At 57.8% G+C, this 25313-nt stretch carries 23 protein-coding genes and 2 pseudogenes; 10 read left to right on the top strand and 15 right to left on the bottom strand.

Annotation, left to right across the window (positions count from 1 at the left end):
- Nucleotides 1-7: 7 nt before the first annotated feature.
- The 4 genes from IPM21_03710 to ric are packed head-to-tail and all read right to left on the bottom strand — an operon-like array spanning nucleotide 8 to nucleotide 3760.
- Nucleotides 8-1381, bottom strand: a complete 1374-nt coding sequence (locus IPM21_03710) for an aminotransferase class V-fold PLP-dependent enzyme (protein MBK9163007.1) — start codon at nucleotides 1379-1381, stop codon at nucleotides 8-10.
- A gap of 6 nt (nucleotides 1382-1387) precedes the next feature.
- Nucleotides 1388-2185 carry a radical SAM protein gene (locus IPM21_03715; protein MBK9163008.1) on the bottom strand — a complete coding sequence of 266 codons (798 nt, stop codon included), beginning with the start codon at nucleotides 2183-2185 and terminating at the stop codon, nucleotides 1388-1390.
- Nucleotides 2186-2190: 5 nt separating this feature from the next.
- Nucleotides 2191-3009 (bottom strand): YwiC-like family protein, encoded by an 819-nt coding sequence (locus tag IPM21_03720; protein ID MBK9163009.1) that lies wholly within the window; start codon nucleotides 3007-3009, stop codon nucleotides 2191-2193.
- A 16-nt stretch (nucleotides 3010-3025) separates the two neighbouring features.
- Nucleotides 3026-3760 (bottom strand): iron-sulfur cluster repair di-iron protein, encoded by a 735-nt coding sequence (gene ric / locus IPM21_03725; GenBank protein MBK9163010.1) that lies wholly within the window; start codon nucleotides 3758-3760, stop codon nucleotides 3026-3028.
- Nucleotides 3761-3848: 88 nt separating this feature from the next.
- On the opposite strand from ric, the gene IPM21_03730 reads away from it, so the two are divergent.
- Nucleotides 3849-4469, top strand: a complete 621-nt coding sequence (locus tag IPM21_03730; protein ID MBK9163011.1) for a molybdenum cofactor guanylyltransferase — start codon at nucleotides 3849-3851, stop codon at nucleotides 4467-4469.
- Between the two features lie 71 nt (nucleotides 4470-4540).
- On the top strand, nucleotides 4541-6796 hold the full coding sequence (locus IPM21_03735) for a TonB-dependent receptor (protein MBK9163012.1): 2256 nt from the start codon (nucleotides 4541-4543) through the stop codon (nucleotides 6794-6796).
- A gap of 46 nt (nucleotides 6797-6842) precedes the next feature.
- On the opposite strand, the gene IPM21_03740 is transcribed toward IPM21_03735, so the two are convergent.
- A complete protein-coding gene (locus IPM21_03740) occupies nucleotides 6843-7139 on the bottom strand; it encodes a 4Fe-4S binding protein (protein ID MBK9163013.1) in 297 nt (98 codons plus the stop codon).
- Nucleotides 7140-7283: 144 nt separating this feature from the next.
- Here IPM21_03740 and glpX point away from each other — a divergent pair, with 144 nt between their 5' ends.
- The 8 genes from glpX to IPM21_03780 all read left to right on the top strand — a co-directional run bounded on the left by glpX (nucleotide 7284) and on the right by IPM21_03780 (nucleotide 16301).
- Complete coding sequence (gene glpX, locus IPM21_03745) at nucleotides 7284-8327, top strand: class II fructose-bisphosphatase (GenBank protein MBK9163014.1); 1044 nt, start codon at nucleotides 7284-7286, stop codon at nucleotides 8325-8327.
- Nucleotides 8328-8336: 9 nt separating this feature from the next.
- Nucleotides 8337-10769 carry a phosphoenolpyruvate synthase gene (gene ppsA / locus IPM21_03750; protein MBK9163015.1) on the top strand — a complete coding sequence of 811 codons (2433 nt, stop codon included), beginning with the start codon at nucleotides 8337-8339 and terminating at the stop codon, nucleotides 10767-10769.
- A gap of 41 nt (nucleotides 10770-10810) precedes the next feature.
- The gene (locus IPM21_03755; protein MBK9163016.1) at nucleotides 10811-11347 is read left to right on the top strand and encodes a DUF2085 domain-containing protein; all 537 of its coding nucleotides are present in this window, start codon (nucleotides 10811-10813) and stop codon (nucleotides 11345-11347) included.
- Between the two features lie 95 nt (nucleotides 11348-11442).
- Nucleotides 11443-11724 carry a hypothetical protein gene (locus IPM21_03760; protein ID MBK9163017.1) on the top strand — a complete coding sequence of 94 codons (282 nt, stop codon included), beginning with the start codon at nucleotides 11443-11445 and terminating at the stop codon, nucleotides 11722-11724.
- 22 nt (nucleotides 11725-11746) lie between these two features.
- Nucleotides 11747-13168: a S8 family serine peptidase gene (locus IPM21_03765; GenBank protein ID MBK9163018.1), complete on the top strand. Its 1422-nt coding sequence runs from the start codon at nucleotides 11747-11749 to the stop codon at nucleotides 13166-13168.
- A 224-nt stretch (nucleotides 13169-13392) separates the two neighbouring features.
- Entirely contained in the window at nucleotides 13393-14016 is a 624-nt protein-coding gene (locus IPM21_03770) for a hypothetical protein (protein ID MBK9163019.1), read from the top strand.
- 85 nt (nucleotides 14017-14101) lie between these two features.
- Nucleotides 14102-14935 carry a 16S rRNA (cytidine(1402)-2'-O)-methyltransferase gene (gene rsmI, locus IPM21_03775; GenBank protein MBK9163020.1) on the top strand — a complete coding sequence of 278 codons (834 nt, stop codon included), beginning with the start codon at nucleotides 14102-14104 and terminating at the stop codon, nucleotides 14933-14935.
- A gap of 127 nt (nucleotides 14936-15062) precedes the next feature.
- Nucleotides 15063-16301: a hypothetical protein gene (locus tag IPM21_03780; protein MBK9163021.1), complete on the top strand. Its 1239-nt coding sequence runs from the start codon at nucleotides 15063-15065 to the stop codon at nucleotides 16299-16301.
- A gap of 51 nt (nucleotides 16302-16352) precedes the next feature.
- Here IPM21_03780 and IPM21_03785 read toward each other — a convergent pair whose 3' ends face one another.
- The 10 genes and pseudogenes from IPM21_03785 to IPM21_03830 all read right to left on the bottom strand — a co-directional run bounded on the left by IPM21_03785 (nucleotide 16353) and on the right by IPM21_03830 (nucleotide 25246).
- Nucleotides 16353-17987 (bottom strand): M20/M25/M40 family metallo-hydrolase, encoded by a 1635-nt coding sequence (locus tag IPM21_03785; protein MBK9163022.1) that lies wholly within the window; start codon nucleotides 17985-17987, stop codon nucleotides 16353-16355.
- Between the two features lie 68 nt (nucleotides 17988-18055).
- A complete protein-coding gene (lpxI, locus tag IPM21_03790; protein ID MBK9163023.1) occupies nucleotides 18056-18853 on the bottom strand; it encodes a UDP-2,3-diacylglucosamine diphosphatase LpxI in 798 nt (265 codons plus the stop codon).
- 309 nt (nucleotides 18854-19162) lie between these two features.
- A complete protein-coding gene (locus IPM21_03795; protein ID MBK9163024.1) occupies nucleotides 19163-21940 on the bottom strand; it encodes an insulinase family protein in 2778 nt (925 codons plus the stop codon).
- A 75-nt stretch (nucleotides 21941-22015) separates the two neighbouring features.
- Complete coding sequence (locus tag IPM21_03800; GenBank protein MBK9163025.1) at nucleotides 22016-22312, bottom strand: type II toxin-antitoxin system RelE/ParE family toxin; 297 nt, start codon at nucleotides 22310-22312, stop codon at nucleotides 22016-22018.
- Nucleotides 22309-22602, bottom strand: coding sequence for a type II toxin-antitoxin system Phd/YefM family antitoxin (locus tag IPM21_03805; protein MBK9163026.1), 294 nt, complete (start codon nucleotides 22600-22602; stop codon nucleotides 22309-22311). Before IPM21_03805 ends, IPM21_03800 begins: the two co-directional genes overlap by 4 nt.
- A gap of 57 nt (nucleotides 22603-22659) precedes the next feature.
- Nucleotides 22660-23572 (bottom strand): annotated as a pseudogene (gene lipA, locus IPM21_03810) (lipoyl synthase).
- A 74-nt stretch (nucleotides 23573-23646) separates the two neighbouring features.
- Nucleotides 23647-23988, bottom strand: a complete 342-nt coding sequence (gene sodX / locus IPM21_03815; GenBank protein MBK9163027.1) for a nickel-type superoxide dismutase maturation protease — start codon at nucleotides 23986-23988, stop codon at nucleotides 23647-23649.
- A gap of 65 nt (nucleotides 23989-24053) precedes the next feature.
- Nucleotides 24054-24514, bottom strand: a pseudogene (gene sodN, locus IPM21_03820) (superoxide dismutase, Ni).
- A 23-nt stretch (nucleotides 24515-24537) separates the two neighbouring features.
- Complete coding sequence (locus IPM21_03825; protein MBK9163028.1) at nucleotides 24538-24870, bottom strand: (2Fe-2S)-binding protein; 333 nt, start codon at nucleotides 24868-24870, stop codon at nucleotides 24538-24540.
- Between the two features lie 31 nt (nucleotides 24871-24901).
- Entirely contained in the window at nucleotides 24902-25246 is a 345-nt protein-coding gene (locus IPM21_03830) for an acyl-CoA thioesterase (protein ID MBK9163029.1), read from the bottom strand.
- Nucleotides 25247-25313 lie beyond the last annotated feature (67 nt).

The raw sequence follows: 25313 nt of genomic DNA on the forward strand, positions 1-25313 counted from the left end.
ACATCTATCACTTCATCGAATCAAGAATATCGGCGATGTCCTTTTCGGTCGTGTCGGGATTGATAAAGCAAAATCGGGCGACGGTTTCGTGAACTCCATGTGACCGCCACTTGGTCGGCGCGACGAGGGCAAAGCCATCGCTGTGGTTTTTATAGGTCCAGCGGTTGTAGTCGTCGGGCTGCCATCCGAGCCGGCGATAAAGTACGCACGAAAGGCTCGGGTCGCGGACAAGCTCAACGTGCGGTGCGGCGTCGATCAGCCGGCCGGCGATCTGGGCAAGCTCAATGCCGCGTTCGATCGCCTTGGCGTAGCTGTCGGTCCCGTGCATCGCCAGCGAGAACCAGAGCGGAAGCCCGCGGACGCGGCGCGTCAACTGAATCTGATAATCCGCCGGGTTGAATCCGCGAGCACCTTCGTCGTAAAAAATGTCGAGATACGACCCGCCCTGCGAATGCGCACGGCGGGCGATCTCCGGCTCGCGATAGATGACAGCACCGCAATCATAGGGCGAGAAGAGCCACTTGTGCGGGTCGATTGTGACGCTGTCCGCCAGCTCGATGCCATTGAAAAGATGCCGCACCGACGGGGCCGCGAGCGCTCCGCCGCCATAAGCGGCATCAACATGAAACCAAACGCCGAGGTCGCGACAGATCCGTCCGATGCCCTCAAGGTCGTCGATGATACCGGCGTTGGTAGTCCCGGCGGTTGCGACCACGCCAAAGAACCGCGAGCGTTCCTCGGGCGTCAGCAGGCTGATGCGTTCGGCCAGCATCTCGCTCCCGAGCCGGCCTTCGGTATCGATCAGCATCACGTCCGCATCGATCACTTTCGCCATCGCACGAACTGAAGAATGCGCTCCCGCAGAGCTGATGATCAGCCCGCGGGTCGTGCTACGCGAAGGATCCGCCTCTCGCCATGCCTCGCGGGCGGCTACCATCGCCGATAGATTTGCCTCGGTCCCGCCGCTTGTGAAAACTCCAAAGGCGCCCTCGGGCAAACCTGTCAGCGAAACGAGCCACCGCATCGCTTCATTTTCGGCAAAGATGCAGCCGCCGCCTTCCATCCAGAAGGCTCCGTGGACGCTGGTCGCCGAGGTGACGAGGTCGAACATTATCGCCGCCCGCGTTGGCGAGGCCGGAACGAAAGCGAGATGCCGCGGATGATCGATCGGCACACTCGCCTTTACAAGCACATCACGGAAAAGCTCGAAGGCCTTCTCGCCGCCGATTCCGGCAGGCGTTACGGTCTCACCGACCAGCGAGCGGAGTTCCCGCTCCGACTTCGGCTTGCCGAGATGCGGATCCGTATCGGTGATGCGGTTTATCGCATACTTCATGACGTCGAGCGTCATTTCGATGAGGTCAATGTCTATCTCATGCATTCGTGTTCAATTCTGCTGCGGCCGGTCGAAGGGCGTTATGACCCGGATGCCCGCAAACCCGGCGATGCGGCCACCGATCTCACCCGCTTCGCTCGGTTCCATTGTTTTGAGGACGTGCATCCCTTCGGGACGGCCGGTAATGTTTCCACGCGATTCAAGCACCCACTCGCTCGGGATCGGGCGGAGCGGAATGTTGAGCTCGATCTCGTCCGGGCCGATCTCGCGATAGATTTCGGCGAGCCGCTCGATGTCTGCTTCGGCGGGCCGCGTCAGAAGCATAGTCTGGATGCCGAGAAAGCCTGCAAATTCTTGCCGGAACTGCTGGATGCCGGAAATGATCGAATCGAGACCGATGCCCGCTGCCGGGCGGTCAACGCGGCGGAGCGAATCTTCGGACCAGGCATCGAGCTTGCAGTAAACGCGGTCGGCAAGGCCGGCCTCGGCCCGCACATTCGCATCGCCGAGAAGGGTCGAGTTGGTCAGGATCGCGATCGGTTTGCCGGTCCGCTCGCGGATCGCCGTTATGATCTCGCCGAGATTAGCGGCAAGCGTCGGCTCGCCGCTGCCGGAGAACGTGATGACAACGGCCGACTGCCAATCTGCTTTTTGCAGGTCGCTGATGACCTTTTCGGTCGGGATGAAAACGGCCCGTTCGGTGGTTACGCGGTTGATCTTGCCTAGCTGGCAATAAACGCACTCGAACGAACAGATCGAATCGACGCAAAGGACGTCCACACCGAGCGAACGCCCCAGCCGCCAGGAATCGACCGGGCCATAGATCGAGTTGTGTTCAGCTTCGGCCATCGCGTTCAGATGCCCGTATGATAACCGATGATGAGCGAAAGGACAGCCGCGAGGCCATAGATGACCTCCCAGACGCCGATCTTCATCGCCTTTGCCGGCCGGCGGAAGCGAGAAAGGCCGATCACCGAACGAACGAGAAGAAGTACAAAGACCGCGGCCGCAAGCAGCGGCAGAAGCCCGGCGTTCCAAAGCAATGCGGTCACGGCGAGAGCGACCAAATGCGAAGCGGCAGGCACCGCGAACGAGAACGGCTTGCCCTTTTCTAGCCGCAGCCGGCTGCGGACGTAAAGTATCGAAGGAACAAACCTTGCGATGAAGAACACCCAGATCGCCGCGGCCTGCGGCCAATCAAAACCGCCGGCAAGCGCGATGGCCGCGGCCGATGAAGACATCGCAAAGGCACCGGTCAGCTCCGCGGCAAGCTCGCGGTTCTTTCGCGAGGCATCGCAATAGATCTGATAAAGGGCAAATGGCGCGACCACCGCAAACGGCAAAAAGGCGACAAGCGGCGAGGTCAGAAACGAACCTGCAAGGCCGGCCGCAAACACCGCGAAGAAGATCAACACGAACTGAAGCGCGATGCGGGTTTGCGGAAGCGACCTGCCGGCGAGCCGATCGACGAGAAAGATCTGCAGCGGCCGCCGCATCATAAATGCGCCGATCACCATTACTGCAATCGGCAATGAAGCTGCCGAAAACGCGATCGCAGTAGCCGCGACGATCGGCTCGAACAAAAACCCCCACGATCCGTGCTCAACCGGAAGAACGATCTTGCTTGCTCGGATCGCGGGGCGTTTGAATTCGACTTCGGCAGCCTGCTGCATTGCTTGTATTTTTGCCCTAGGCCGCGACTGCGAGAGCGGCGTCTTCGAGTTCGACGGCACGAGGGAAGAGCACGTTATTCTCCAGGTGAATGTGCTCGTGAAGGTCGCGTTCGAGCTCGGCCAATCGGTAATAAAGCCCCGTAAAGCTCGGGCAAGCATCCGGCGGCGGCGTGTAGTCCTTCGAGAGCGACCGCATTTTCCTGAGTATATCACCGGCCGTATCGTGCTCGCTCATCATCATCCGGATCGGATTGCGGACCGTACCGAAGGGCGGCATCGGTGCGGGCAGCCCTTTCTCTTTGCAGCGGGCCAGCCGCTCGACGAAGGGAAAAAGCACCTCTTCCTCTTTCATCATATGAGGGAAAAGGTCATCTGAGAGTTCTTCGAAGGCGGCCTTGAGCTCGATCAGCTCTGAGTGGTTGTCGCCATGGACGCGGGCGACCTTGTCCATCAGCGGTGCGAGGCTGCGAAGCTCGTTCTTCGTGAAAACGTGATGCTTATCAAGGATGTGCGAGATAAGTTCAGGGAGCGAAGCGTTGCCGACCCAGGGATCGGCCGCGACGCCCGTGGCAAAGAGAGCCTCGAGCCGCTCGATCACGTCTCGTGTGTCAACGCCCGCACGCTCGCAGGCCTCGGCGATCGGCTTTCTGCCGCCGAAGCAGTAATCGATCTTAAATTCTTCAAAGACCCTTGTCGTTTGCGGCATTTCAAGGGCGATCTCGCGTACGGTCATGGTTGAAAGGTTTTGCATAATTACTCCTAAGACAGGTAATGTCACTCTTGATTATGTTGCCCGGCGGTGCGGAAAAAAATGACCCCGGTCATAAAGCGAAGATTTAATGAAAGCAGCGGCTTACATCATTGCCGGCGGTGAGGGAAAGCGGCTCGGGCAGCCGAAATGGACGGTCGAGCTCGGTGGAAAACGGATGATCGCTTTCATCGCGGAAGCGCTTTCGGAGGTAGCTGAGGACGGCGAAGTGACGGTCGTTGCGAGGCGGCCTATCGAGGTTGAAGGTTTTAGGGTCATCGCAGATTCGCCGCCGATCAGTGCCGCGGAAACGGCCGGCGGGCCGCTCGTCGGGCTTTACACGGCGTTGCTGGATTCAGAGAGCGAGTGGCTAATCGCTGCGGCCTGCGACCTGCCTTTTGTTACGGATGAATTATTCAGGCGGCTCTTGAGCGAGTGTTCGGACGATCTCGACGCTGTTGTTCCGGTTCAGCCTGATGGAACACCGCAGCCGCTTTCTGCGGCGTATCGCGTGGCGGCCTGTCTGCCCGCGGCGGAGAAGGCGATCGCGGATGGAAATCTCAGTATGTTCAGCCTTTTGGATTGGGTCCGAACACGGTTCGTGCCGTTTGATGAGCTTGAAGATCTTACGGATTCAGAACGCTTCTTTTTCAATATCAACACTCCCGACGACCTCGCGAAAGCCCGCGAGATGATCCGCACCCGCCGCTGACCGAACCCGAACCCGCCTGCCGGTCGAATTCGTTATCACGGAGCAGTTAGTTAAGCTTGAGCTTGGAACGGATGAGAAAACTCGCCCTACAGATAGCCTTCGTGCTTCTCGCTGCCGTCGGTGCCTTTGGCCAGATGGGCGAGGTGCGCGTCACCGTTCGCGATTCGGCCGGAAGGACGCTGGCGACCGCCGCGGTTGAAGTACAGGCAACAGGAGGAACCGCAAGACCATGCGAGGAAGCGGTTGGCGGATTCGTTTGCCGCATCGAGCCCGGCGAAAGGGTCTCGGTTTCGGCCAGCGGCTTTGCCCGAGTTGAGAGAAGCGTTTCAGCAGATGAACTTGCGTCAGGCGAGATCGAGATAGTGCTCGAACCCGCCGGGCTGCGCGAGACGGTCGTCGTCTCCGCCGAGCGGACGGAGGTGAGGCTTGGCGATTCGCCGGTCAGCATCGCCGTCATCGGCCGCAATGCTTTGGAGCGAACGGCGGCACCGACGGTCGACGACGCGCTCAGGCAAGTTCCGGGCTTTTCGACCTTTCGCCGCTCGAGCAGCCGCAACTCAAATCCGACCACGCAGGGCGTCTCGCTTCGCGGCGTCGGTGCAAGCGGGGCGAGCCGGACAGCGGTTCTCTTTGACGGCGTTGCGATCAACGACCCATTCGGTGGCTGGGTGCAATGGAACCGCATTTCGCCGCTTGCGGTCGAGCAGGTCGAGGTTGTCCGAGGCGGCGCTTCGAGCCTTTACGGGAGCGGATCATTGAGCGGCACCGTCGCCATCGAACCGCGTTCGACGCGGGAGCCCTTCGCCGTTTCGGGTGAATTTTCGGCCGGTTCGCAGGAGACGCTTTCCGCCGCCGGATTTCTCGGCACAAATTACAAGAGCTGGTTCGCCGATCTCAATTTCGACCGCCTGCAGACCGAGGGCTACGTTCCGGTCTCAGGTGAGGATCGAGGCCCGATCGATGAGGCCGCCGGGGTTCGCTCCGTGAATCTGAGCGGCCGCTTTGGAAAGCGATTCGGCGATACGGGCTCGCTGTTTGTTCGCCCGTCGTACTTTTCCGAAGACCGAACCAATGGCACGCCGCTCCAGCGAAATCAGACTCATTCGCGGGGTTTGATCGCCGGCGGCCGGTTCGAGCGTGCGGACGGAAAGCTCGGAACTGAGTTCCGCGCGTTCGGCGGGACGCAGGTTTATGACCAGACGTTCACTGCGGTCTCGGCCGCTCGCGATGCGGAAACGCTTTCGCGGCTGCAGCGTTCGCCTTCGCAGAACGCCGGGCTTTCGGCGCGGGTCTTCTCGCTGCTCGGCAGCCATTCGATCGGTGCCGGTTTTGAGGTCCGCGAGGTCCGCGGCTCGAGCGACGAGGTCGGCTACTTTGGGGGCAACCCGACATCGCTTCTAGGCTCGGGCGGCCGCGAACGCTCGTTCGGCGTTTATGTTCAGGACGTCTTTGCGTGGGGCTCGCGGGCGGTGATCGCCGGTTCGGCACGCTACGACCGTTGGTCAAACGACCGCGGGCTTTCGGCAATGCAAAGCCTCGCTACCGGCATCACGACGACAACGATTTTTCCCGACCGCGAGGAAGACGCTCTCAGCCCGCGGCTTTCCGTGCTCTATCGCATTACGCCGGAGCTTTCGCTCAATGGCTCGGCCTCGCGGAGCTTTCGCTCACCGACGCTCAACGAGCTTTACCGCGGATTTCGCGTTGGCAACATCGTGACCAACGCCAATGCCGATCTGCGGGCCGAAAGGGCAACGAACTACGAGGCCGGAGCGAGTTTTGCACGCGGGCCGGTGTACGTTCGCGGGACCGGATTTTTTACCGATATCGACCGGGCGGTCGCGAATGTCACTCTCGTGGTCACGCCTGCGCTGATCACCCGCCAAAGGCAAAATGCCGGCACGACGCGGTCAGCAGGGTTTGAACTCGACGCCGAAGTGCGGATTTCGCGGCTGACGCTCAATGCCGGATATCTTTTTGCTGATTCCCGCATAACCGAATTCCCGTCAAATCCGGCGCTCGTTGGAAACTTCATTCCGCAGGTGCCCCGGCACCAGTTCACCTTTCAGGCACGCTACACCGCCCGCCGCTGGGACCTCGGGCTTCAAGGCCGGGCCGCGGGACAGCAGTTTGACGACGACCAGAACCAGTTTCGGCTCGAACCCTTCTTTCAACTAGATGGTCTCTTTAGCTTTCGGGTGAATGAAAATCTCGGCCTCTTCCTTGCGGCCGAAAACATCTTCAACAGCCGCTATTCGATCGGCCTAACGCCGCTCAGAAGCGTTGCCGCACCTGCCTCGGTTCGCCTCGGTATCCGGTGGAAATAGAAAAGGCGAGCCGTAGCCCGCCTCTCATGATCGATATCGAAACCCGCTACTCGGGTTGGCCTTTGCAACCCTCGCCAAAAAGGGCCGGCTGCTTTGTGCTGATGATCGGATAACTTTCGGCCTCTTTATTGATCTCAAGCCACGGGAGATATTCTTCCGGGATCGACATATCAGAAAAGATCGCCTCAACCGGGCACTCCGGCAGGCACGCATCGCAATCGATGCAGGTATCGGGATTGATCAAAAGCTTGTCCGGGAGTTCATGGAACGCCTCGACCGGGCAAACCGCGGCACAATCCGTATATTTACATTCAACGCAAGGTTCAGCAACGATATATGTCATCTACTATTGGATCTCCGATGTTCAAGGTGCCTGCAGGCCAAAGATACAAACTAATATTCGCATAAGAAGTTGTCAAATCCTTTAGAATCAATGTTAGAATGAGGCATCCTGTAGGACAAATATTGATTTTTTGCGGAGATCCCGATGAAGAATACCAAAGCCGAGCATGAGCTCGCCCTCGAATTTTTGCGTGTGACCGAAGCCGCCGCCATTGCCTCAGCCAGGACAATGGGCCAAGGCGACCGTAAGCACTCCGACCACGTCGCCGTTGAGGCGATGCGAGAGGTTATGGACACCGTCCCGATGCGCGGCCGCATCGTTATCGGCGAAGGCGAACGCGACGAGGCGCCGATGCTCTACATCGGCGAAGAGGTCGGCGGCGGTGCGTTTACGGACGAATCGCGTGCCGAGTTTCCCGAGGTCGATATCGCCGTTGACCCGCTCGAGGGAACAAATCTTTGTGCCCTCGGTGCCAATAATGCGATCGCCGTGCTTGCGGCGGCCGAACGCGGCGGGCTGCTCAATGCTCCGGATATATACATGGATAAGATCGTTGTTGGGCCTTCGTGCCGCGGCTCGGTCGATATCGATGCCCCCGTTGCGGAAAACCTCAAGAATATCGCCCGCCGGCTTGGCCGCGAGATCGAGGACCTGACCGTTATCTGCCTTGACCGCAAGCGTCACCGTCAGCTTGTTCAGGACGTACGCGCGACCGGAGCGCGCATCCGGCTCATATCTGACGGCGACCTTTCGGCGGGAATCTCCGCGGCCGTAGCCGGGACAAATATCCATGCCCTCATGGGTATTGGCGGAGCGCCCGAGGGCGTTATCACGGCTGCCGCGATGAAGTGCCTGAACGGCGAGATCCAGGCGAAGCTTGTCTTCGACCCCGAAAAGCTCGGTGTTGACGCCTCAAAGGTCCCGCCGGCCGAGGAGGTCATTGAGCGGATAAAGGAGATGGGAATCAACGACCCAAACAAGATCTACGACACCAATGACCTTGCACCCGGCAAGAAGGTCATATTTGCGGCGACCGGCGTGACCGATGGCTCGCTGCTCCGCGGCGTGCGTTTCTTTGGCGAGGGCAAGCGAACCCATTCGGTCGTGATGACGACGGACTCGAAGAGCATCCGCTTTGTCGATACGGTCCACGTCGAAGGCGGGCCCGATGCCGTTATCAGGTTTTAGTCTGGGCTAATGATGGACGACAGCAAACCATTTGTACTCGATCTCATAGAGGTTGGAGCGGGCGATGTGGCCCTCGTCGGCGGCAAGTGCGCAAGCCTCGGCGAGCTCTTCCGCGAGCTGACGACCGAGGGCGTCAACGCCGTTGACGGCTTCACGACGACGAGCCACGCCTACGAGGTCCTGCTTGAAACAGGCGGGCTTCGCAAGAGGCTTCGAGAGCTCCTGAAGGGCCTTGATGTCAATGACGTTGATGAACTTGCCCGCGTCGGTGGCGAGGCTCGGCGGCTGATGCTTGAAACGCCGTTTCCGCCCGAGGTCGAAACGGCGATCAAGACCGCATACGAGCAACTCGGCGAGCGTATCGGCAAGAAATCGTTCGAGGTCGCGGTCCGCTCGTCGGCAACTGCCGAGGATCTGCCGGACGCCTCGTTCGCCGGCCAGCAAGACACGATCCTCAATGTCCGCGGCGATGCCCGCTTGATAGAAGCCTGCCACGAATGCTATGCCTCGCTTTGGACAGACCGTGCTATTTCCTATCGGACAGCAAAAGGCTTTGACCATTTCGACGTCGCACTCTCTATCGGCATTCAGCCGATGATCCGCTCGGATGCGGCCTGCTCCGGCGTGATGTTTACGCTCGATACCGAAAGCGGCTTTCGCGACGCGGTCGTTATCAATGGCGCCTGGGGACTCGGCGAGGCGGTAGTTCAGGGAATGACGACGCCCGACGAATGGATCGTCTTCAAGCCGACGCTCAAGCAGGGCTTTCGGCCGATCGTCACGCGAAAGCTCGGCGTAAAAGAAGTGAAGATGGTCTTTGCCGATGATGGAAGCGGAACGCAGGTCCGCGACGTCGTCGAATCGCAGCGAAAGCGTTTTTGCCTCGCGGGGTTTGAGGTGCTGCAGCTTGCCAAGTGGGCTTGCGCTATTGAGGACCATTATTCGAAGCTTGCCGGTAAGTCGCAGCCGATGGACATCGAGTGGGCAAAGGATGGCGTCACCGGCGAGCTATATATTCTTCAAGCTCGGCCCGAGACCGTCCACACGCAGCAGGACAATAACTACATTGAGACATATGCGCTGACCGGCACCCACGGAGCTCCGCTCTCGTCCGGAGTCGCCGTCGGCAACCGGATCGGCCACGGAAAGGCTCACGTATTGCTCGATTCGAGCAAGCTCAATTCGTTCAAGGAAGGCGAGATCCTCGTCACTTCATCGACCGATCCGGCCTGGGAGCCGATCATGAAAAAGGCTTCCGCCATCGTTACCGAACGCGGCGGCCGGACATGCCACTCGGCGATCATCAGCCGCGAGCTCGGCATTCCCTGCATTGTCGGCACCGGCGACGCGACCGAGAAGGTCAAGAACGGCACTGACATCACTGTAAGCTGTGCCGAGGGCGACGTCGGAAACATCTATTACGGCAAGATCGATTTCGAAGTGCAGCGGCACAAGATCTCGTCCGATAAACGCCCGGAAACGCAAATCATGATGAACGTCGGCGACCCCGACCATGCGTTTACCGTCTCTCGCCTGCCGAACGACGGCGTCGGCCTCGCCCGGCTCGAGTTCATCATCAACAACCACATCGGCATCCACCCGATGGCTCTCGTCAATTATCCGCGGCTTCGCAATCGCGAGGACGTTCAGCTTATAGCCGACCGCATTCTCGAGGAAGACCCGAAGGAGTATTTCGTCCGTTCGCTGGCCGAGGGCATCGGCCGCATTGCCGCCGCGTTTTATCCAAAGCCGGTGATCGTCCGGATGTCCGACTTCAAATCGAACGAATACGCGATGCTGATCGGGGGTGCCGAATTTGAGCCGCACGAAGAAAATCCGATGCTCGGCTTTCGCGGAGCCTCGCGCTACTACGACGACCGCTACAAGGCCGGCTTCCGGCTTGAGTGCCTTGCGATGCGGCGCGTCCGCGAGGATATGGGCCTGACCAACGTAAAGGCAATGATCCCGTTCTGCCGGACGGTCGCCGAGGGCGAAAAAGTGATCGCTCTGATGGCCGAACACGGCCTTGTGCAGGGCGAGAACGACCTTGAGATCTACGCGATGTGCGAGCTGCCGGCAAACGTCGTCTTTGCTGATGAGTTCCTTCAGGTATTTGACGGCTACTCGATCGGCTCGAACGACCTGACCCAGCTTGCCCTCGGGCTCGATCGTGATTCGGAAATGGTCGCCCACCTTTTTGACGAACGCGACGGCGCGGTGATGAAAATGGTCGCGATGGCGATCGAGGCCGCCCGCCGCAATGGCAAAAAGATCGGGATCTGTGGCCAGGCTCCCTCGGACTATCCGGAGTTTGCCGATTTCCTCGTCGAGCACGGCATCAATTCCATCTCGCTCAACCCGGATACGGTGATCAGCGCAGCTCATCACATTCTCGAAACCGAGAAGAAGATGAAAAGCTCGGCCGCGACTTCCGAAGCTTGAGCGGTTACCCGCCGCTCATCAAAGATGATAAATTGACCTCAATGGCACGCCGTGCAGATGAATACATTTCGCTCACCGATTCGGGCAGCCTTCGCCGACAGGCCGTTCGGGTCGTTGCCATCACCGGTATCGTAACCGCGGTTTGGCTTCTTCTGATCCTTTCGCCGCCTCTACTTTACGCAGCCGGCTTTGGCTCGGCGGGCAGTTCGGTTTTCGGGTTCTTTGGTAACATCTGCCACCAGATCCCGGAGCGTTCGTTCCATTGGCTTGGCCACCAGTTGGGCGTTTGCTCGCGCTGCTTTGGTGTTTATGCCGGGCTCGTTGCGGCGGTCGTTGTTTATCCGCTCTGGCGGGCGGTGGATAATATCGAACCGCTTCCGCGCATCTGGCTGCTTCTTTCGGTAGTTCCGATGGCGGTCGATTGGGCGCTGACCATATTTGGCCTCTGGGAAAATACCTTTTTCACGCGGACGCTGACCGGCCTGATACTCGGCTTTGCATGCGGCGTTTACATCTTGCCCGCCCTTGTTGAGATAACGCGCAACTTCCGACCGCCGGCCCGGCAGGCCGCGGCATGACCTTCACGGAAACGTATCAGCCGGGAACCTTGCCGGACTTAAGTCGTATTAATATTGACTTAAGTGCTAAAAAAATCAGAAAATTGAGGTTACCAATGAAGTTTGATGAAAAAAGTGCCGTCGAGCGTTCCAAAAGGGACCTCGCCGAGCGCCTCGGCGTCGGCGAAAACGAGATCAGCGTTAAGAAGGTCGCCAGCACAGAGTTCCCAGATATGTCGCTCGGTGCCCCCGAAGATGGCGAGATGGCCGCACAGATGATCGCCACCGGTTGGAAGATCGGGCTTGCATCAAATGGCAAGGACTACGAATATCGTGCGGACAAATATCAGCTCAGGCTGAAGGACTTTAAGGGCCGCAACCACGTCATCGTTTACTAATTTCCGTTCGGAGTAAAGCAGTATGAACCGCAATAATTTTCTTATCCACTTCGTCATCGCTCTCGTGCTTGTCACCCTCGCCGGCGTGCTCGGCCAGATGGACAGATGGCGTTCGAGCCTAAGGCCGGCAACATCGGAGACGCGCGACCTTGCCCGCAATAACGGCGAAGCCCGGCAGCAAGTTCGTGCCGACGGCGAACCCGAAGTGCTGGTGCGGTTCAAGCCGGGAGCTTCCCGAACCGAGATCGACCGACTCACGCGCCGGTTCAATGACCGCGTTGAGGATCGCATCGAATTCGTCCGCGGATTGAAATCGATCGATGACCTCGATAATGCAGACCCTGAAACGGTAGCGGCACAATATCGGGCGATGGCGGATCTTGTCGAATATGCCGAACCGAATTTCCGTATCGAAACCGAGCTCCCGGATTTTCGTCCCGTTGCCGAACGCAGCGATGAGGCTCCGGTAAATTCGCCGAACGATCCCTATTTCAATGATCAATGGGCGCTCTTTAACAATGGCGAGAATGGCGGCAAGTCGCGTGCGGACATCGATGCTCAAAAAGCCTGGGAGCTGACAAAGGGCAGCGAAGAGGTGGTCGTCGCGGTGCTCGATACAGGCGTTGACTACACGCACCCGGACCTCGTTGCAAATATGTGGACGCGGCCGGATAATATTCCGCAATACTCGGACGCACAGCTCGGCACCTTCAACGACCGGTTTGGCTTTAACGCACAGAGCAACCTCGCCGACCCGATGGACGACAACGGCCACGGAACGCACTGTGCAGGTGTGATCGGAGCCGAAGGCAACAACGACCTCGGTATCGCCGGCGTGAATTGGAACGTGCAGATAATGCCGCTCAAGTTTCTCGGCCGCGGCGGATTTGGCACGACCAAGGACGCGATCGAGGCGATCAACTACGCCATAGACCGCAAGCAGAACGGCGTGAACGTACGCGTCATCTCAGCAAGCTGGGGCTCGACGCAATATTCGAAAGCTCTTGAAGATGCGATCCGTGCCGCCGGCGAGAACGGCATTCTCTTCATCGCCGCTGCGGGCAACTCCTCGACCGACAACGACCGCCGCCCGCATTATCCCTCGAACTACGATCTGCCGAACGTGATCAGCGTGGCCGCACTCGACCGCAACGATTCGCTCTCGTCGTTTTCAAATTACGGAGCAAAGACGGTCCACGTTGCCGCTCCGGGACGCGATATCGTCTCGACCTGGCTTAAGGAAGCGTTCCGCGAAGCATCTGGCACCTCAATGGCAACGCCGCACGTCGCTGGCATCGCAGGGCTGATGATTGCCGCCGAACCGGAAATCACGGTCGAAACACTTCGCAAGCGTCTGATCGCAGCTACTGACAAGCTTGAAACAGTCGACGGCAAGGTCGTCTCAGGCGGCCGCATAAATGCCGCAAAGGCACTCGCGAAGTAAAGCTCAACTATATCGGTCGGCAATCGACGATTTGGAGCAGGCCCCGTATCGGAAGATCCGGGGCCATTTAATTTTTTCGACAAGCTGCAAGTGTAAATTATTGTAAACAGGAGATTTATCCACGACATCAGTTATCTGTCCGGTTTTGGCACGCACCTTGCTTTTTTACACGGCGGGCAATGGCAGACCCATTGCGAGTTCAAAATAGGAGAGGTAAAGAAATAATGTTTAAGAATCTTAAAGGGACCATAGCGATCGCCGCTTTTGCACTTGCTGTGATGGCTCTGCCAACGGTTGCTTCGGCACAGTGGCGTGACCGCGACCGCAATGATGATTATTACGGACGCGGCAACTACAACCGCAACATTCGCGGGACGCTTGAAAATCTCAAGAACCGTGCCCGCAACTTTGAGCGTACGACCAATCGGATCGAAGATCGCCGCGATGACCGCGATGACCGATGGGGCCGCAACGACCGTAACAGGAACAACAGAGATGACCGCTGGGGCCGGAATGACCGTGGCAACTGGGGCGGCAACCGCAATGGGAATGTTGGGCGGCTTGAGAATCTTGCCGATCGCTTTAAGAAGGCAACGGACGACCTCCGCGACGACTACGGCAACGGCCGCAATTTGAACGGCAGCCGTGACGAGGCTCGCCGGGTTCTCGACCTCGGCCAGCAGATCGAGCAGGAAATGCGAAACGTCCGCGTCAATCGTCAGGCACAGAACGAATGGAACCGCATCCGCCGTGACCTCAACGTCGTCGCTCAGGTCTATGGATACAATTACAACAACAGGGGCAACTTCCCGCGACGCAACACGGGCGGCTTCCCGTGGCCCTTCTAACTAGCTGATCGCTCCCTTATTGATTACCAAGGCCGGACGTGTTAACGCGTTCGGCCTTTTTGTATTAAAGTGGCTTGAGAAGCGAATGGCAGGCGTTCTTTATATAGTTCCGACACCGATCGGCAATCTCGGCGACCTCTCGCCGCGTGCCGAGGAAACCCTGCGCTTGGCCGACGTCGTCGCCTGCGAAGATACCCGCCACACTCAAAAGCTCCTGAACCATTTCGGCATCAAGGTTGAGCTCGTCAGCTACCACGAACACAATGAACAACAGCGGGCCGCCGAGCTCATCCGCAAGCTTGAAAGCGGGCTCTCGGTCGCGCTCGTCTCGGATGCGGGCACACCGGCGATCAGCGACCCCGGTGTGCCCCTTGTCCGTGCTGCTCATGAAGCGGGCATAAAGGTGATCTCGTTGCCCGGGCCGTCTGCATTGATTGCGGCCGCGGCGGCCTCGGGGCTTGGGACGGATTCGATATTTTTCGGCGGTTTTCTTCCCTCGCGGCCCGGCCAGCGGCGCAAACGGCTCCGCGAATGTGCGGAAATTCCGGCAACTCTCGTCTTTTACGAATCTCCGCACAGGATCGCCGCGAGCCTTGCAGACTGCCTTGCCGTGCTCGGCGACAGGCAGGCTTCGATCTCCCGCGAACTCTCAAAGATCCACGAAGAGACCCTCACCGGAAAAATTAGTCAGCTCATCACAATAATTGATGCAAAAGCTAAAGGCGAATTCGTTCTAGTTATTGACCGGGGAACATCTGAGGCGGCAATCGCCGATAAAGACACCCCGGATTTGAAAGAACGGGTCAGAGCACTTGAGGCAGAAGGGATGACATCCCGCGAAGCCTTAAAGAAAGCGGCGAAGGAACTCGGGCTTGCCCGGTCCGAAGCCTACAGGCTTTTGCATATCGACGGCGAATAGCCCGAACGCTCACCCCAAACTTTTTTTGCAAAGGACCGCAGGTCCGCAAGCAACTTTTTCCGAAGATTAGGATTCTGAGAAGCGCAAGATAGCGAAGAACCAATTGATAGCCGAGGTACGAAAGATCATGCTTAGATCACGCTTAGCATTAGCCGCATCCGCCGCCGTGGCGGTAGTTTCCATCCTGACAGCTCCCTTGAGCGTAGAGGCCCGCCGCTGCGGCGAAGAGCCGCCGAAGACGCTGCTCGCCCTTTACCGCGAAAGCGCCGAGATACATATCGCAAAGCTCGATCGGCAGATCGAGACCGGTATCATCGAAGAGGGCGAAAGCTATCGTGTTATGGGCATCCAGCGGCAGTTTTCCATCTCAACGACGCTGAAGGGCGAGACCCGCAAGTTCATCGCCATTGACGACCAGGAATATCGCTACACCGGGCAAGAGGCGGAGCCGGTAGAGGAAGGGCCGGATGAGCACGTGGTCGGCACCAAGGTCGGCGATACCGTGATGCTCTTCGTCAAACCGAGCGAGGAAGACAATACTAAGCTGGTGCTATCGCATTACCGCGATGCGGAAAAGAAGCTTGAGGCCGAAGAGATGTCCGCCTATGAAAAGATGGTCGGCAGCCTCAATAGCCTCCACACCAATGGCACACCGACGGACGACGCCGTTATCGGCTGGCTTATGTCGGTCGCACGCGATCCGCTTACGAGATGGGAAGGCGTCGCCGAGCTTCTGACCTCGGTCGAATACGGTGAGTATCGCCAGGAGCGGCTTAACTACCTTAAGGAACAAAAGGCAAAGCCGGAAGGGCTTGAAGAATGGGAAGCCGAGGAGCTGAAGGAACTCGCTGAAGACTCGAGAGAATATGGCAGTGCGAGGCTCGCGACCCGGTTGACCGCAGCACAGAAAGAAGAGCTTCTCGCCTTGGCCCTTGAGGTCGAACCAAAGCCGGCCGAGGGCGATGCCAAATATCCGGAAATGAGCGAAGGCGACCGGATGCTGATGGAACTCGTTTCGCGGTGGGGCGATTCGCGGCTGGTCGCCAAGATGGCCGATTCGCTTCGCGGCAACATTGAGCCTTATCAGGCTTCGCTGATGATGGAAAAGATCGTCCGCATCATCGATGACGCCGATGCACGAAAGATCGCCGAGCGATATTCCGGCGTGTTCTATATGGACACCGATGAGGCCATTACGGCCGAGCGTGCCGGAGAAATGGAGCTTACCGCCGAAGAAAGCGGTATATTCCCGAACGCGGAAAACAAGAACCCGGCCGCGGTCAAGACCTTCGGCCAGCTTCGCGATGAACTGATAGGACGCTTCGTCTCGCGTGTCGAGGTTGTGCTTACTACGGCGGCTAAGTAGATGCCGCTAAACAGACAAAAAGGGGAAGGCTTCCGGCCTTCCCCTTTTTATTTATCGGCTACGGAGTTCCGGCGGCAGTTCTTTATCAACCTTTGGCCGTTCTCGCATGTCGGTCAATTCCCACATCGTCAAAAAGATCGTTCGCGTTATCTTTTCATACTTAGCGTAATCGATCTTGTCCGGGTGGTCGCCGGGCTGGTGATAGTCTTCGTGAACACCGGTGAACCAAAAAGCGATCGGGATCCCATTGACCGCGTAGTGGAAGTGGTCTGAGCGGAAAAAGAAGCGGTTCGTGTCCTTTGGATCGTCATACTTGTAGTTGTAGTCAAGCTTCAGAAACGCATCGTTCGTGCCCTTGGTTATGGATCCAAGCGTCGAGCTCATCATCTCAGAGCCGATGACATAAACCTCATTCGGGCCCGAAAGGTCCTTGTTTCGCGGGTTCGTATCGTCGGCCTTCTTGCTTCGGCCGATCATGTCGATATTGAGCTGGGCGATGACCTGCTTGATATCGACGGTCGGGAACTTGTTGAAATATTCGGCTCCCCAGAGCCCCTTCTCTTCACCCGCGTGCCAGACAAAAAGCACCGAACGCTTAGGCCGCACCTTTGAAACGGCTAACGCCTCGGCCATCGCGAGAAGTGCGACCGTGCCCGAGCCGTCATCATCGGCCCCGTTCCAGATCTTATCCTCGCCCGGCGCGTTCGGGTTGGTCCCGACGTGGTCGTAGTGGGCTCCGACGGCAACCATCTCATTCTTTAGCACAGGATCGCCGCCTTCCCAGAGGGCGACAACGTTCTGCGTCATTCGGGTTTCCTGCTTAGCGGCAACCGAGATCTCGGCGGTCTTGCTTATTGCAAAAGCGGTCTTTGAATCGCGCGTTCCGGACTGGCCCGCGAGCACCTCGGCACCGGTCGCACCCGAGACGAGCAGGACAGGCATCGCTTGGGCCGCGGCCGGCGCGTCTCTTAAACCTTCGATATATGAACTTCCGCGGGAAAGGAAGTTCCGAACCTGTCCCCAAGCAGCATCGACCTGCGGCGAGCCTATCATGATGATGCCTTTCGCCCCATTCGCGTTGGCATGTGTGACCGGGTCGGCCCAGTCCGTGCCTTTTGTTCCGGTCAGGTCTGCAGCCGTGACACCGGCGGGCATTCGCGTCAACGTGTTCTGGGCCGGAAATCCCGGTTCGTAAAGCACGACGATCTTGTCACGAACATCGACGCCCGCGTAAGCATCCACGCCTTTCGACTTGACCACCCAACCGTGGCCCGCAAAGACCATTTCGCCCGAGATGGAACTATTCCCGCCGAAGCGGAAGAAGTCGTCATTGAGCTTGAACGATCGTTCGCCGATCTTGAGCCGTGTCGCTTCGGCGTCGATGGACTCGGTCTTGAGTGTCATCTTCTGGAAGAAGGTGCCGTTATCGCCGGCGGGCTTAAAGCCCCAACGCGAGAGGTTCATCTTCAGGAACTCGGCCGTTACGTCGAGGCCCTGCGAGGGCGTATCGCGGCCGGCCATCGCATCGGACGCGACAAAGTGCAGCCAGTTGCTGAGCTTATCGGCGGTGATGGTCTCGGCGATGCGACGTTCGGCCGGAGTTACCCGGACCGGAGCCTGGGCCAAGGCAATGCTCGGCGCCAGAAGGCTGATGAACATCAAAAGGGCAAATAGGTTTTTTCTCATTATCTCTCCAATGAACAAAAGGTTAGCTGATGTTGTAGATACGAAAAGCGGGCCTGGCAAGTTTCGGTTCAGCTGCCGATAATCGCGATCTTGTGTTTATCGGCGAGCTTTATCATTTCTTCGCGGTCGAAAATGAGCGTCTTGCCGGCGGTGACGGAAAGGCAGGTCACACCAGCGGCGATCATCGTTTCAACGGTGGGGACGCCGACGACCGGGACGTCGAACCGCATATCCTGATCGGGCTTGGCGACCTTGATGACCGTTAGCTTGCTGTTTGCGAGCTCGCCCGCCCGCAGAATGGTCGCGTCAGTTCCCTCCATCGCTTCGATCGCGACGCAGGCCTTCGCCCGGACGACGATCGTCTGCCCGAGGTCGAGCCTCGCGATCTCAGACGCGATGTGGAGGCCGTATTCGATATTCTCCCGCTCGGTCTCGTTCGGGGTGCGTTTGGTGAGCGGGCCGCTCGGAGCGAGTTGGTCCTTGATGAAATGTGTCGAGTCGATCAGCTCGATGCCTTCCTTTGCCATTTCGTCCGCGATGCCGCCGATGAGCGCATCGGTATTTCGCTTCGGCAAGTTCCAGAGCATCTTGAGCATTCTAACGTCCGGCAGCGAGCCCGAGAAGATCTGCACGTGCTTGACCTGTCCGGCCATTATCGCCCGGCCGACGCCTTCGCGTTTGAAAAAGTCGATCATCCTGCCCAGTTGGCCGATGCCGACCCACGTCACTTTATCGGCGACCTCGTCGATCCGTGGATCGGTCTCTTCTTTGATGGCGACAACGGAAAGCGAAGCCCCGGCCCGCCGAGCTCCCTCGACGACCAAAAACGGAAACTGCCCATTGCCCGCGATTAGGCCGTATTTCATATCGTCGGTTCGTCGGTCTGTATGCTTCTTAATGTCATACATTGAATCTCGTTCTTTCGCCGAGCGGCGAAGCTCTGCTTCGCCGGGATGCTTGCCACCATCCGCGGCTATGCCGCCATTCAAACGAGCGGCACAGCCGCAACAATGGTGCACCTAGATGGAAAAGCAGAGCTTTTCCACTCGGCGAATTTCTCAGATGCAAAACGTCATTCCAGAACTCTGCCAGATAATTCTAGTTCACACCCTCTTAAAGCGGAAAACGCGGCCCGGTGTGGACCGCGTTCGCCGTTCTTTTATCTCGGCCGAGGGCTATTGCCCGGCCGCCTTTGCCTTGGCAAAATCGCCCGCCTTGAAGAGCGAGATCTTGCTCGGCGTGATGTGCCGCTTAACGGCGGCATTGACCTGCTCAAGTGTCAATGCCTCGATCTTCGCTTCAAGATCGGCGTTCCATTGATATGTCCGGCCGATGTCGAGATAGCTGGCAAGACCCGAAGCGATCGAGCCATCTGCCGCACGCTGACGCTGCTGTGCAAGCAGGTAACCCTGCTTTGCACTCGCAAGCTCTTCGGCGGTAAAGCCTTCGTTGACCACCTTGACCATCTCTTCCATGAAGGCCGCCTCGAGCTTATCGCGGTTCTCGGGAGCATAGATGGCCTGGCCGAAAAAGACCGCATTATCGCCGACCGAAGGTACCTGAAGCCCGGCGCCGACGCCGTAGCTCAGGCCGTCCTGTTGCCGGATGCGGGTCGCGAGCCGGGAGTTGAGAAATCCGCCGCCGATTATCGAACTCGCGATCTGCATCGCCGGATAATCCGGGTGGCTATTGTTCATCTGAATGTTGAGGCCGGCAACGAAGAACGCGTTCGCCTTATCGGGCGTTTCGAAGTTCTCATTTGCCGCCGCGATGTCGGCATATCCGGTGAGGATCCGTGCATAGGGCTTCGAGCTCTTCCAGTTGCCGAAGTGACGTTCAACAAGCGAGCTGACCGCCTGCGGATCGAAATCGCCGACAACGGCGAGCTCACCCTGCGACGCTCCGTAAAAATCCTTGTGGAAAGCCTTTACGTCGGCGAGCGTGATCGCCTTAAGTGCATCGATGTCTTCATCGAGCGTTCCCGAATAGCGAACGTCGCCTTTCGGGTAGCGATTGAAATGCCGCTGCAATGCACGAAGCGCGACCTGTGTCGGATCGCTTCGGCCGGATTCGAGGTTGGTGATGTTCTGCAGCTTGAGCGTTTCGAACTCGTTCTCAGGGAAGCTCGGATCTTTGAGGACCTCGGCGACAAGGTTCATCACTTCAGGCAGATTCTCCCGCGTCGTCTCGATGCTGACGTTAGCGCTCGTTGCCCCGCCAGAAACGCGAACGGTCGCCTTCAGTCGGTCGAACTCGTCCTGGATCTGCTGCCGGGTTCGCTTTGCGGTGCCGCGGGTCAGAAGGCTGCCGACCATGTTGCCGACAGACGAGCGGTTCATCAGGCTCTTCTCATCGCCAAAGCGGATCCGCATGTTGGCAAAGACCGTATCGCCGCGGTTGTCCTTAACGAGGAACGCCGTCTTGATGCCGCCGATCTGGGAACGGGCGGTGCGCGATTCGATATTCGCAGGCGTCGGGTCAAATGCTTCGCCGGCCGCGATCGCTTCGCCGCCCTTGTAATCATTTACAAGCTTTGCAAGCTCTTCCTGCGAGACCATCGGGATCTCGGCACGGTCCGGGGCTTCGGTCGGGATGAACTTTGCGATCGTCCGGTTCGATTGCTTCAGATACTGCCGGGCGACGCGTTGGACGTCCTCGGGCGTTACATTCTTGATGCGGTCGCGGTTGATGAAAAACAGCCGCCAGTCGCCCATTGCGATGTATTCGCTAAGCCCGAGCCCGACGCGGTTCGGGTCGTTGAGCGTCTGCTCAAAGTCCTTTAGCATCGCGGTCTTTGAACGCTCGACCTCTTCCTTGGTCGGCGGTTCCTTGCCGAAAGTTTCGAGCGTAGAGACCATTATGTCGCGGACCTCGTCAACATTGCCGTCCTTAGCAAGGGTGGCGGTGTAAAACTTGTAGCCGGGGTCGTGAAACTCGAAAACGTTGCCGCTAACGCCGGTTGCCTTCTTGGTTTCGACAAGCAACTTGTAGAGCTTGCTCGATGGGCTACCGGCCACAACGTCCGCAAGTATGCTGAGCGGCGCAGCGTCCGGATGTGACCCCGCCGGGATGCGATAACCGGCGCCAACAAGCTGGATGTCGCCTGTGCGGCGAACCGTTACCATCCGCTCGCCATCCTGAACGGGCTCGACCGTATAGATCGGCTGAAGCTGGCGCTCCGGCTTCGGGATCGCGCCAAAGGTCTTTTTGATAAGGCCGAGTGTTTTATCAACGTCAAATTTTCCCGCGACGAGCAGAACGGCATTGTCCGGCTGGTAATACTTGCGATAAAAGGCCTGCAGCCGCTCGATCGGGACATTCTCGATATCGGAACGTGCGCCGATCGTCGTCTTGCCGTAGTTGTGCCACTCAAAGGCCGACGCCATCATCCGCTGGAGCGTTACACGGAACGGGCTGTTCTCGCCGGACTCGAATTCATTGCGGACAACCGAAAATTCACTCTCAAGGTCCTTCTTCGCGATGAAAGAATTGACCATTCGGTCAGCTTCGAGGTCGAGTGCCCATTCGAGGTTATCGTCGGTGGCCGCGATGGTCTCAAAGTAGTTCGTGCGGTCGTACCATGTCGTACCGTTCGGAGCGGCGCCGCGTTCGGTGAGCTCCTTCGGGATATTTGGGTGACGCGGCGTGCCCTTGAAAACGAGATGCTCAAGCAGGTGAGCCATTCCGGTCTCGCCGTAATTCTCATGCCGCGAGCCGACCATGTAGGTGACGTTGACAGTGACCGTCTGCTTAGTTTGATCAGGGAAAAGCAGTATGCGAAGGCCGTTATCCATCCGATACTCGGTGATTCCCTCGACAGTCGCACCTTTTACGATGCCCTCGGGAAGCTTCGCCGCGGTTTGAGCGGGAACCGCAACGGCCAGCCCGTTCATAAGCAAAGCAAAAATGGCAAAGCTCAACGAAAATGGACGCAAAAACACTCGTTTATTCATAATTAAAACCTCATTATTTGTTTCGATTACTATTCTTAAATAGTTTCCGATGGTTACAAGAATCTGGTTACACTGCTAGCGTTCCGTGAAGGGGCCGCGAATGTGGAGAATGGTAACCACGTTTCCGTCAAGATGAAAAAGTACGTTGTAACGACCGACGGCCAGCACTCTGGTTTCCGCGTTGTAGAGCTGCTGTTGCGGCGTCAGCGGATACCCAAGAGGAGCTCGGCTGAGCTGCTCAATGAGCATATCGCGCATCTCAAAATACCATTTCGCTGCCTGCTCCGGGCCCCAAACCTCGCAACCCCATTCAAATGATGCGTCAAGATCTGCAATGGCCTGATCGGTAAACTCGACCTCGAATCGCTTCATTTCCCGAGCAGCGTTCTATACTTTTTCTCGAAGTCCTGAAACACCTGCTCCGCCGGTTTTGTCCGGCCCGCGTGCATGTCTTCGATACCGCGGTTGACGCTCGCGATGAGATCAAGACTTTCTTTTTCGCGCAGATACTCGTCGTACGACTCGGCGTCGATCACCACCATGTCGGCCTTTCCATTGACGGTAAGCACGATCGGCTGTTTGGTCTTCTTTAGCTGCCGCCTGAATTTTGCCGTATCGCGCTTGAAGACGCTCAGGCTTTGAATATCACGGACGAGTTTCATCTCTCTAGTTTAACACACGTTGCTAAATCGAATGCTAATTTCGCAACATGAGTAAAGCTACTCCGCCTGCTCGCGGGCGTGGTATGAGCTTCGCGTCAGCGGTGATGATTCGACGTGTTTGAAGCCCATTTCGAGCCCGATCCGTTTCCATTCGGCAAATTCTTCGGGCGTTACGTACCGCTCGACCGGCAGCCGCTTTTCGTAGGGCTGCAGGTACTGGCCGATGGTCATTATGTCGCACGAAACGCTGCGGAGGTCGCGCATCAGTTCGACGACCTCCTCGAAGGTCTCGCCAAGCCCGGCCATAATGCCGCTCTTGGTTTTCATCGCGGGCTGCTGCGTGTCGCGCCAGCGGGCCGAACGCTCGAGCAGCTCAAGCGTTTGGTCATATTTCGCATCCGGCCTTACGCGGCGGTAAAGCCGGGCGATGGTTTCCGTGTTGTGATTGAGAACGTCTGGGCGGGCTTTGAGGACATTATTGAGCGCGTCCTCATCGCCGTTGAAATCGGGTATCAGCACCTCGACCTTGCAGCCGGGGTTAAGTTCGCGGACCTTGAGGATCGTCTCCGGCCCAATGCATCGAGCCGCCATCGGGCAGGTCGTCGCGATTGACCGAAGTGATCACGGCATGCTTGAGCTCAAGATGCTTCACGGCCTCGGCAACGTGCGTCGGTTCCATCGGGTCAAGGTCCATCGGCTTGCCCTTATTGACGGCACAGAAGCCGCAGTGCCGCGTGCAGGTATCGCCGCCGAGCATGAATGTGGCGGTCTTGTCCGTCCAGCACTCAAAGATGTTCGGGCACTTCGCCTCTTGGCAAACGGTATGCAGATTCAGCCCGTCGATCAAGTTAAGGACCTTATTCTGATTCGTCGGGTCGCCAAGCTTTATCTTGAGCCAATCCGGCTTCTTCAGCCTCTCTCTACCTTTCCGGTTCAAAAACTTCTGAACCAGCACTTTTTCTTCGATCATAAAGCTAAAGAATACCAAATCTACATCGAAAGTCGTGAGAGGCTTCACTCAAGATGACCATCGAACGCTTTGTTCTATTGCACGATCCGGCACGCCACACGGCCGACGATGCTTGAGGGCGAGACGGTTCCGAAGGTCCGGCTGTCGGTACTTTCCTCGGGGCTGTCACCGATCAGTTCAAATCGCCCGTCCGCAGTAATACTGCCGATCCGCTTGATCATCCGGGTGCCGCTCTTATAAGGGTGGCGAGCGACAACAACATCGCCGAGCTTCAACTCCCGGGCCCGCTCATATATCAAGACATCGCCCTCCGAAATAAAGGGCTCCATTGATGAGCCCTCAACACGGACCGCCTCCCTCTTGCCGAGAAAGAGCAGCAGTCGATCAAGCAAACGTGCATCCCTGATCTCGTCCATAGCAAAGCCGGAAAAGGCCGGACGGCGATGAACCGTTCCGGCCGATCTGATCAATGGAGCGATCTTTAGGTCGTGTACCACTCGACCTGTCGATCTTTGGACGCCCAAAAGATCTCGTGGATCTCTTTGATCGCGTCCATCAGCTCATTGCGTGCTCAAGGCTGACCTCGACCTTGCAGGCGGAGCAAAGCTTCGCGGCCTTCCAAAACGTGTCGTGGAGGTTCGGGTACTTTTCCAGGTGGACCGGTTTAAAGTAATCGGTCCAGAGAATGAGCAACTCATCCTTGGCGACCTGTGCCTGCTCTTCCTTGACCACGATGTAGCGGGTCAGCGTATTGTGATAGTTTGCGGTCGCCTTTGCATCGCCGCCATCCGGCACCTGGAGATCAAGGATCTTCTTCGTCATCGAGAGAACTGCCTCGGCCGCAATTCGGGCGGATGCAGGGTCATATACTCCGCACGGAGCATCGCAATGTGCTTCGGCGGTTCCGATATTTGTTGGTGTAAGTCTTAGTTTCTCAAACATAATTTTCCTCAACTATATCAAATTCAATCCACCGGACGCGGGCCGGCATCAATTCCTTCGACGCTTGCCTGGCGGATGACGCGGACGTGGAGATCATCCATCAGCCGCACTTGGCATGAAAGCCGCGTGTGCTCGCCGAGGTCGGTCTTGGTGGCTAGAATCGCCTTTTCCGGTTCGCCGATCGGGCCCGGATCGCCCGAGAGCACCTCGACCCGGCATGTCGTGCAGCGGGCATTGCCACCGCAGCGGTGAAGAATATCCACCTCGTTATCCTCAAGGCAAAGCACTAGCTTTTTGCTCTCGTCACACTCGAATGCGAGCTGTCCATTTGCTGTTTCAGCCGTAATTCTTGGCATATTTAATATATTCCCCCAATTTTCTTTGATTTTATTTTTTGTCTCCGATCTTCACTTTTTCCCGATTTTGATTTATCGCGACGTAAACCACTTCGGCGTCCGTCACCTTCACTTTCTGGCCCTTGCTTCCGTAACGCTCGGCCTCGACGACCACATGAATGGTGATCGAGGTCGTGCCGACCTTTATCGTCTCGGCGTAAAAGCTGACAAGGTCGCCCATAAAGACCGGTTCGTGGAAGATGATCTCCTTCATCGCGACCGTGACAAAGCGGTCGTGCTTCGTGTGCCGGCCGGCCTCGACCGCTCCGGCGACGTCAATATAGCTCAGGATCACACCGCCAAAAACGGTCCCGTGGGCATTAGTATCCCGCGGCATCATCGTCAGCCGTATCGCCGCATCGCGGATCAAGCCCGCGGGTTCAGTCTCTTGTTCATTACTCATA

Source organism: Acidobacteriota bacterium (assembly GCA_016716435.1).
In the GTDB taxonomy this organism is placed as follows: domain Bacteria; phylum Acidobacteriota; class Blastocatellia; order Pyrinomonadales; family Pyrinomonadaceae; genus OLB17.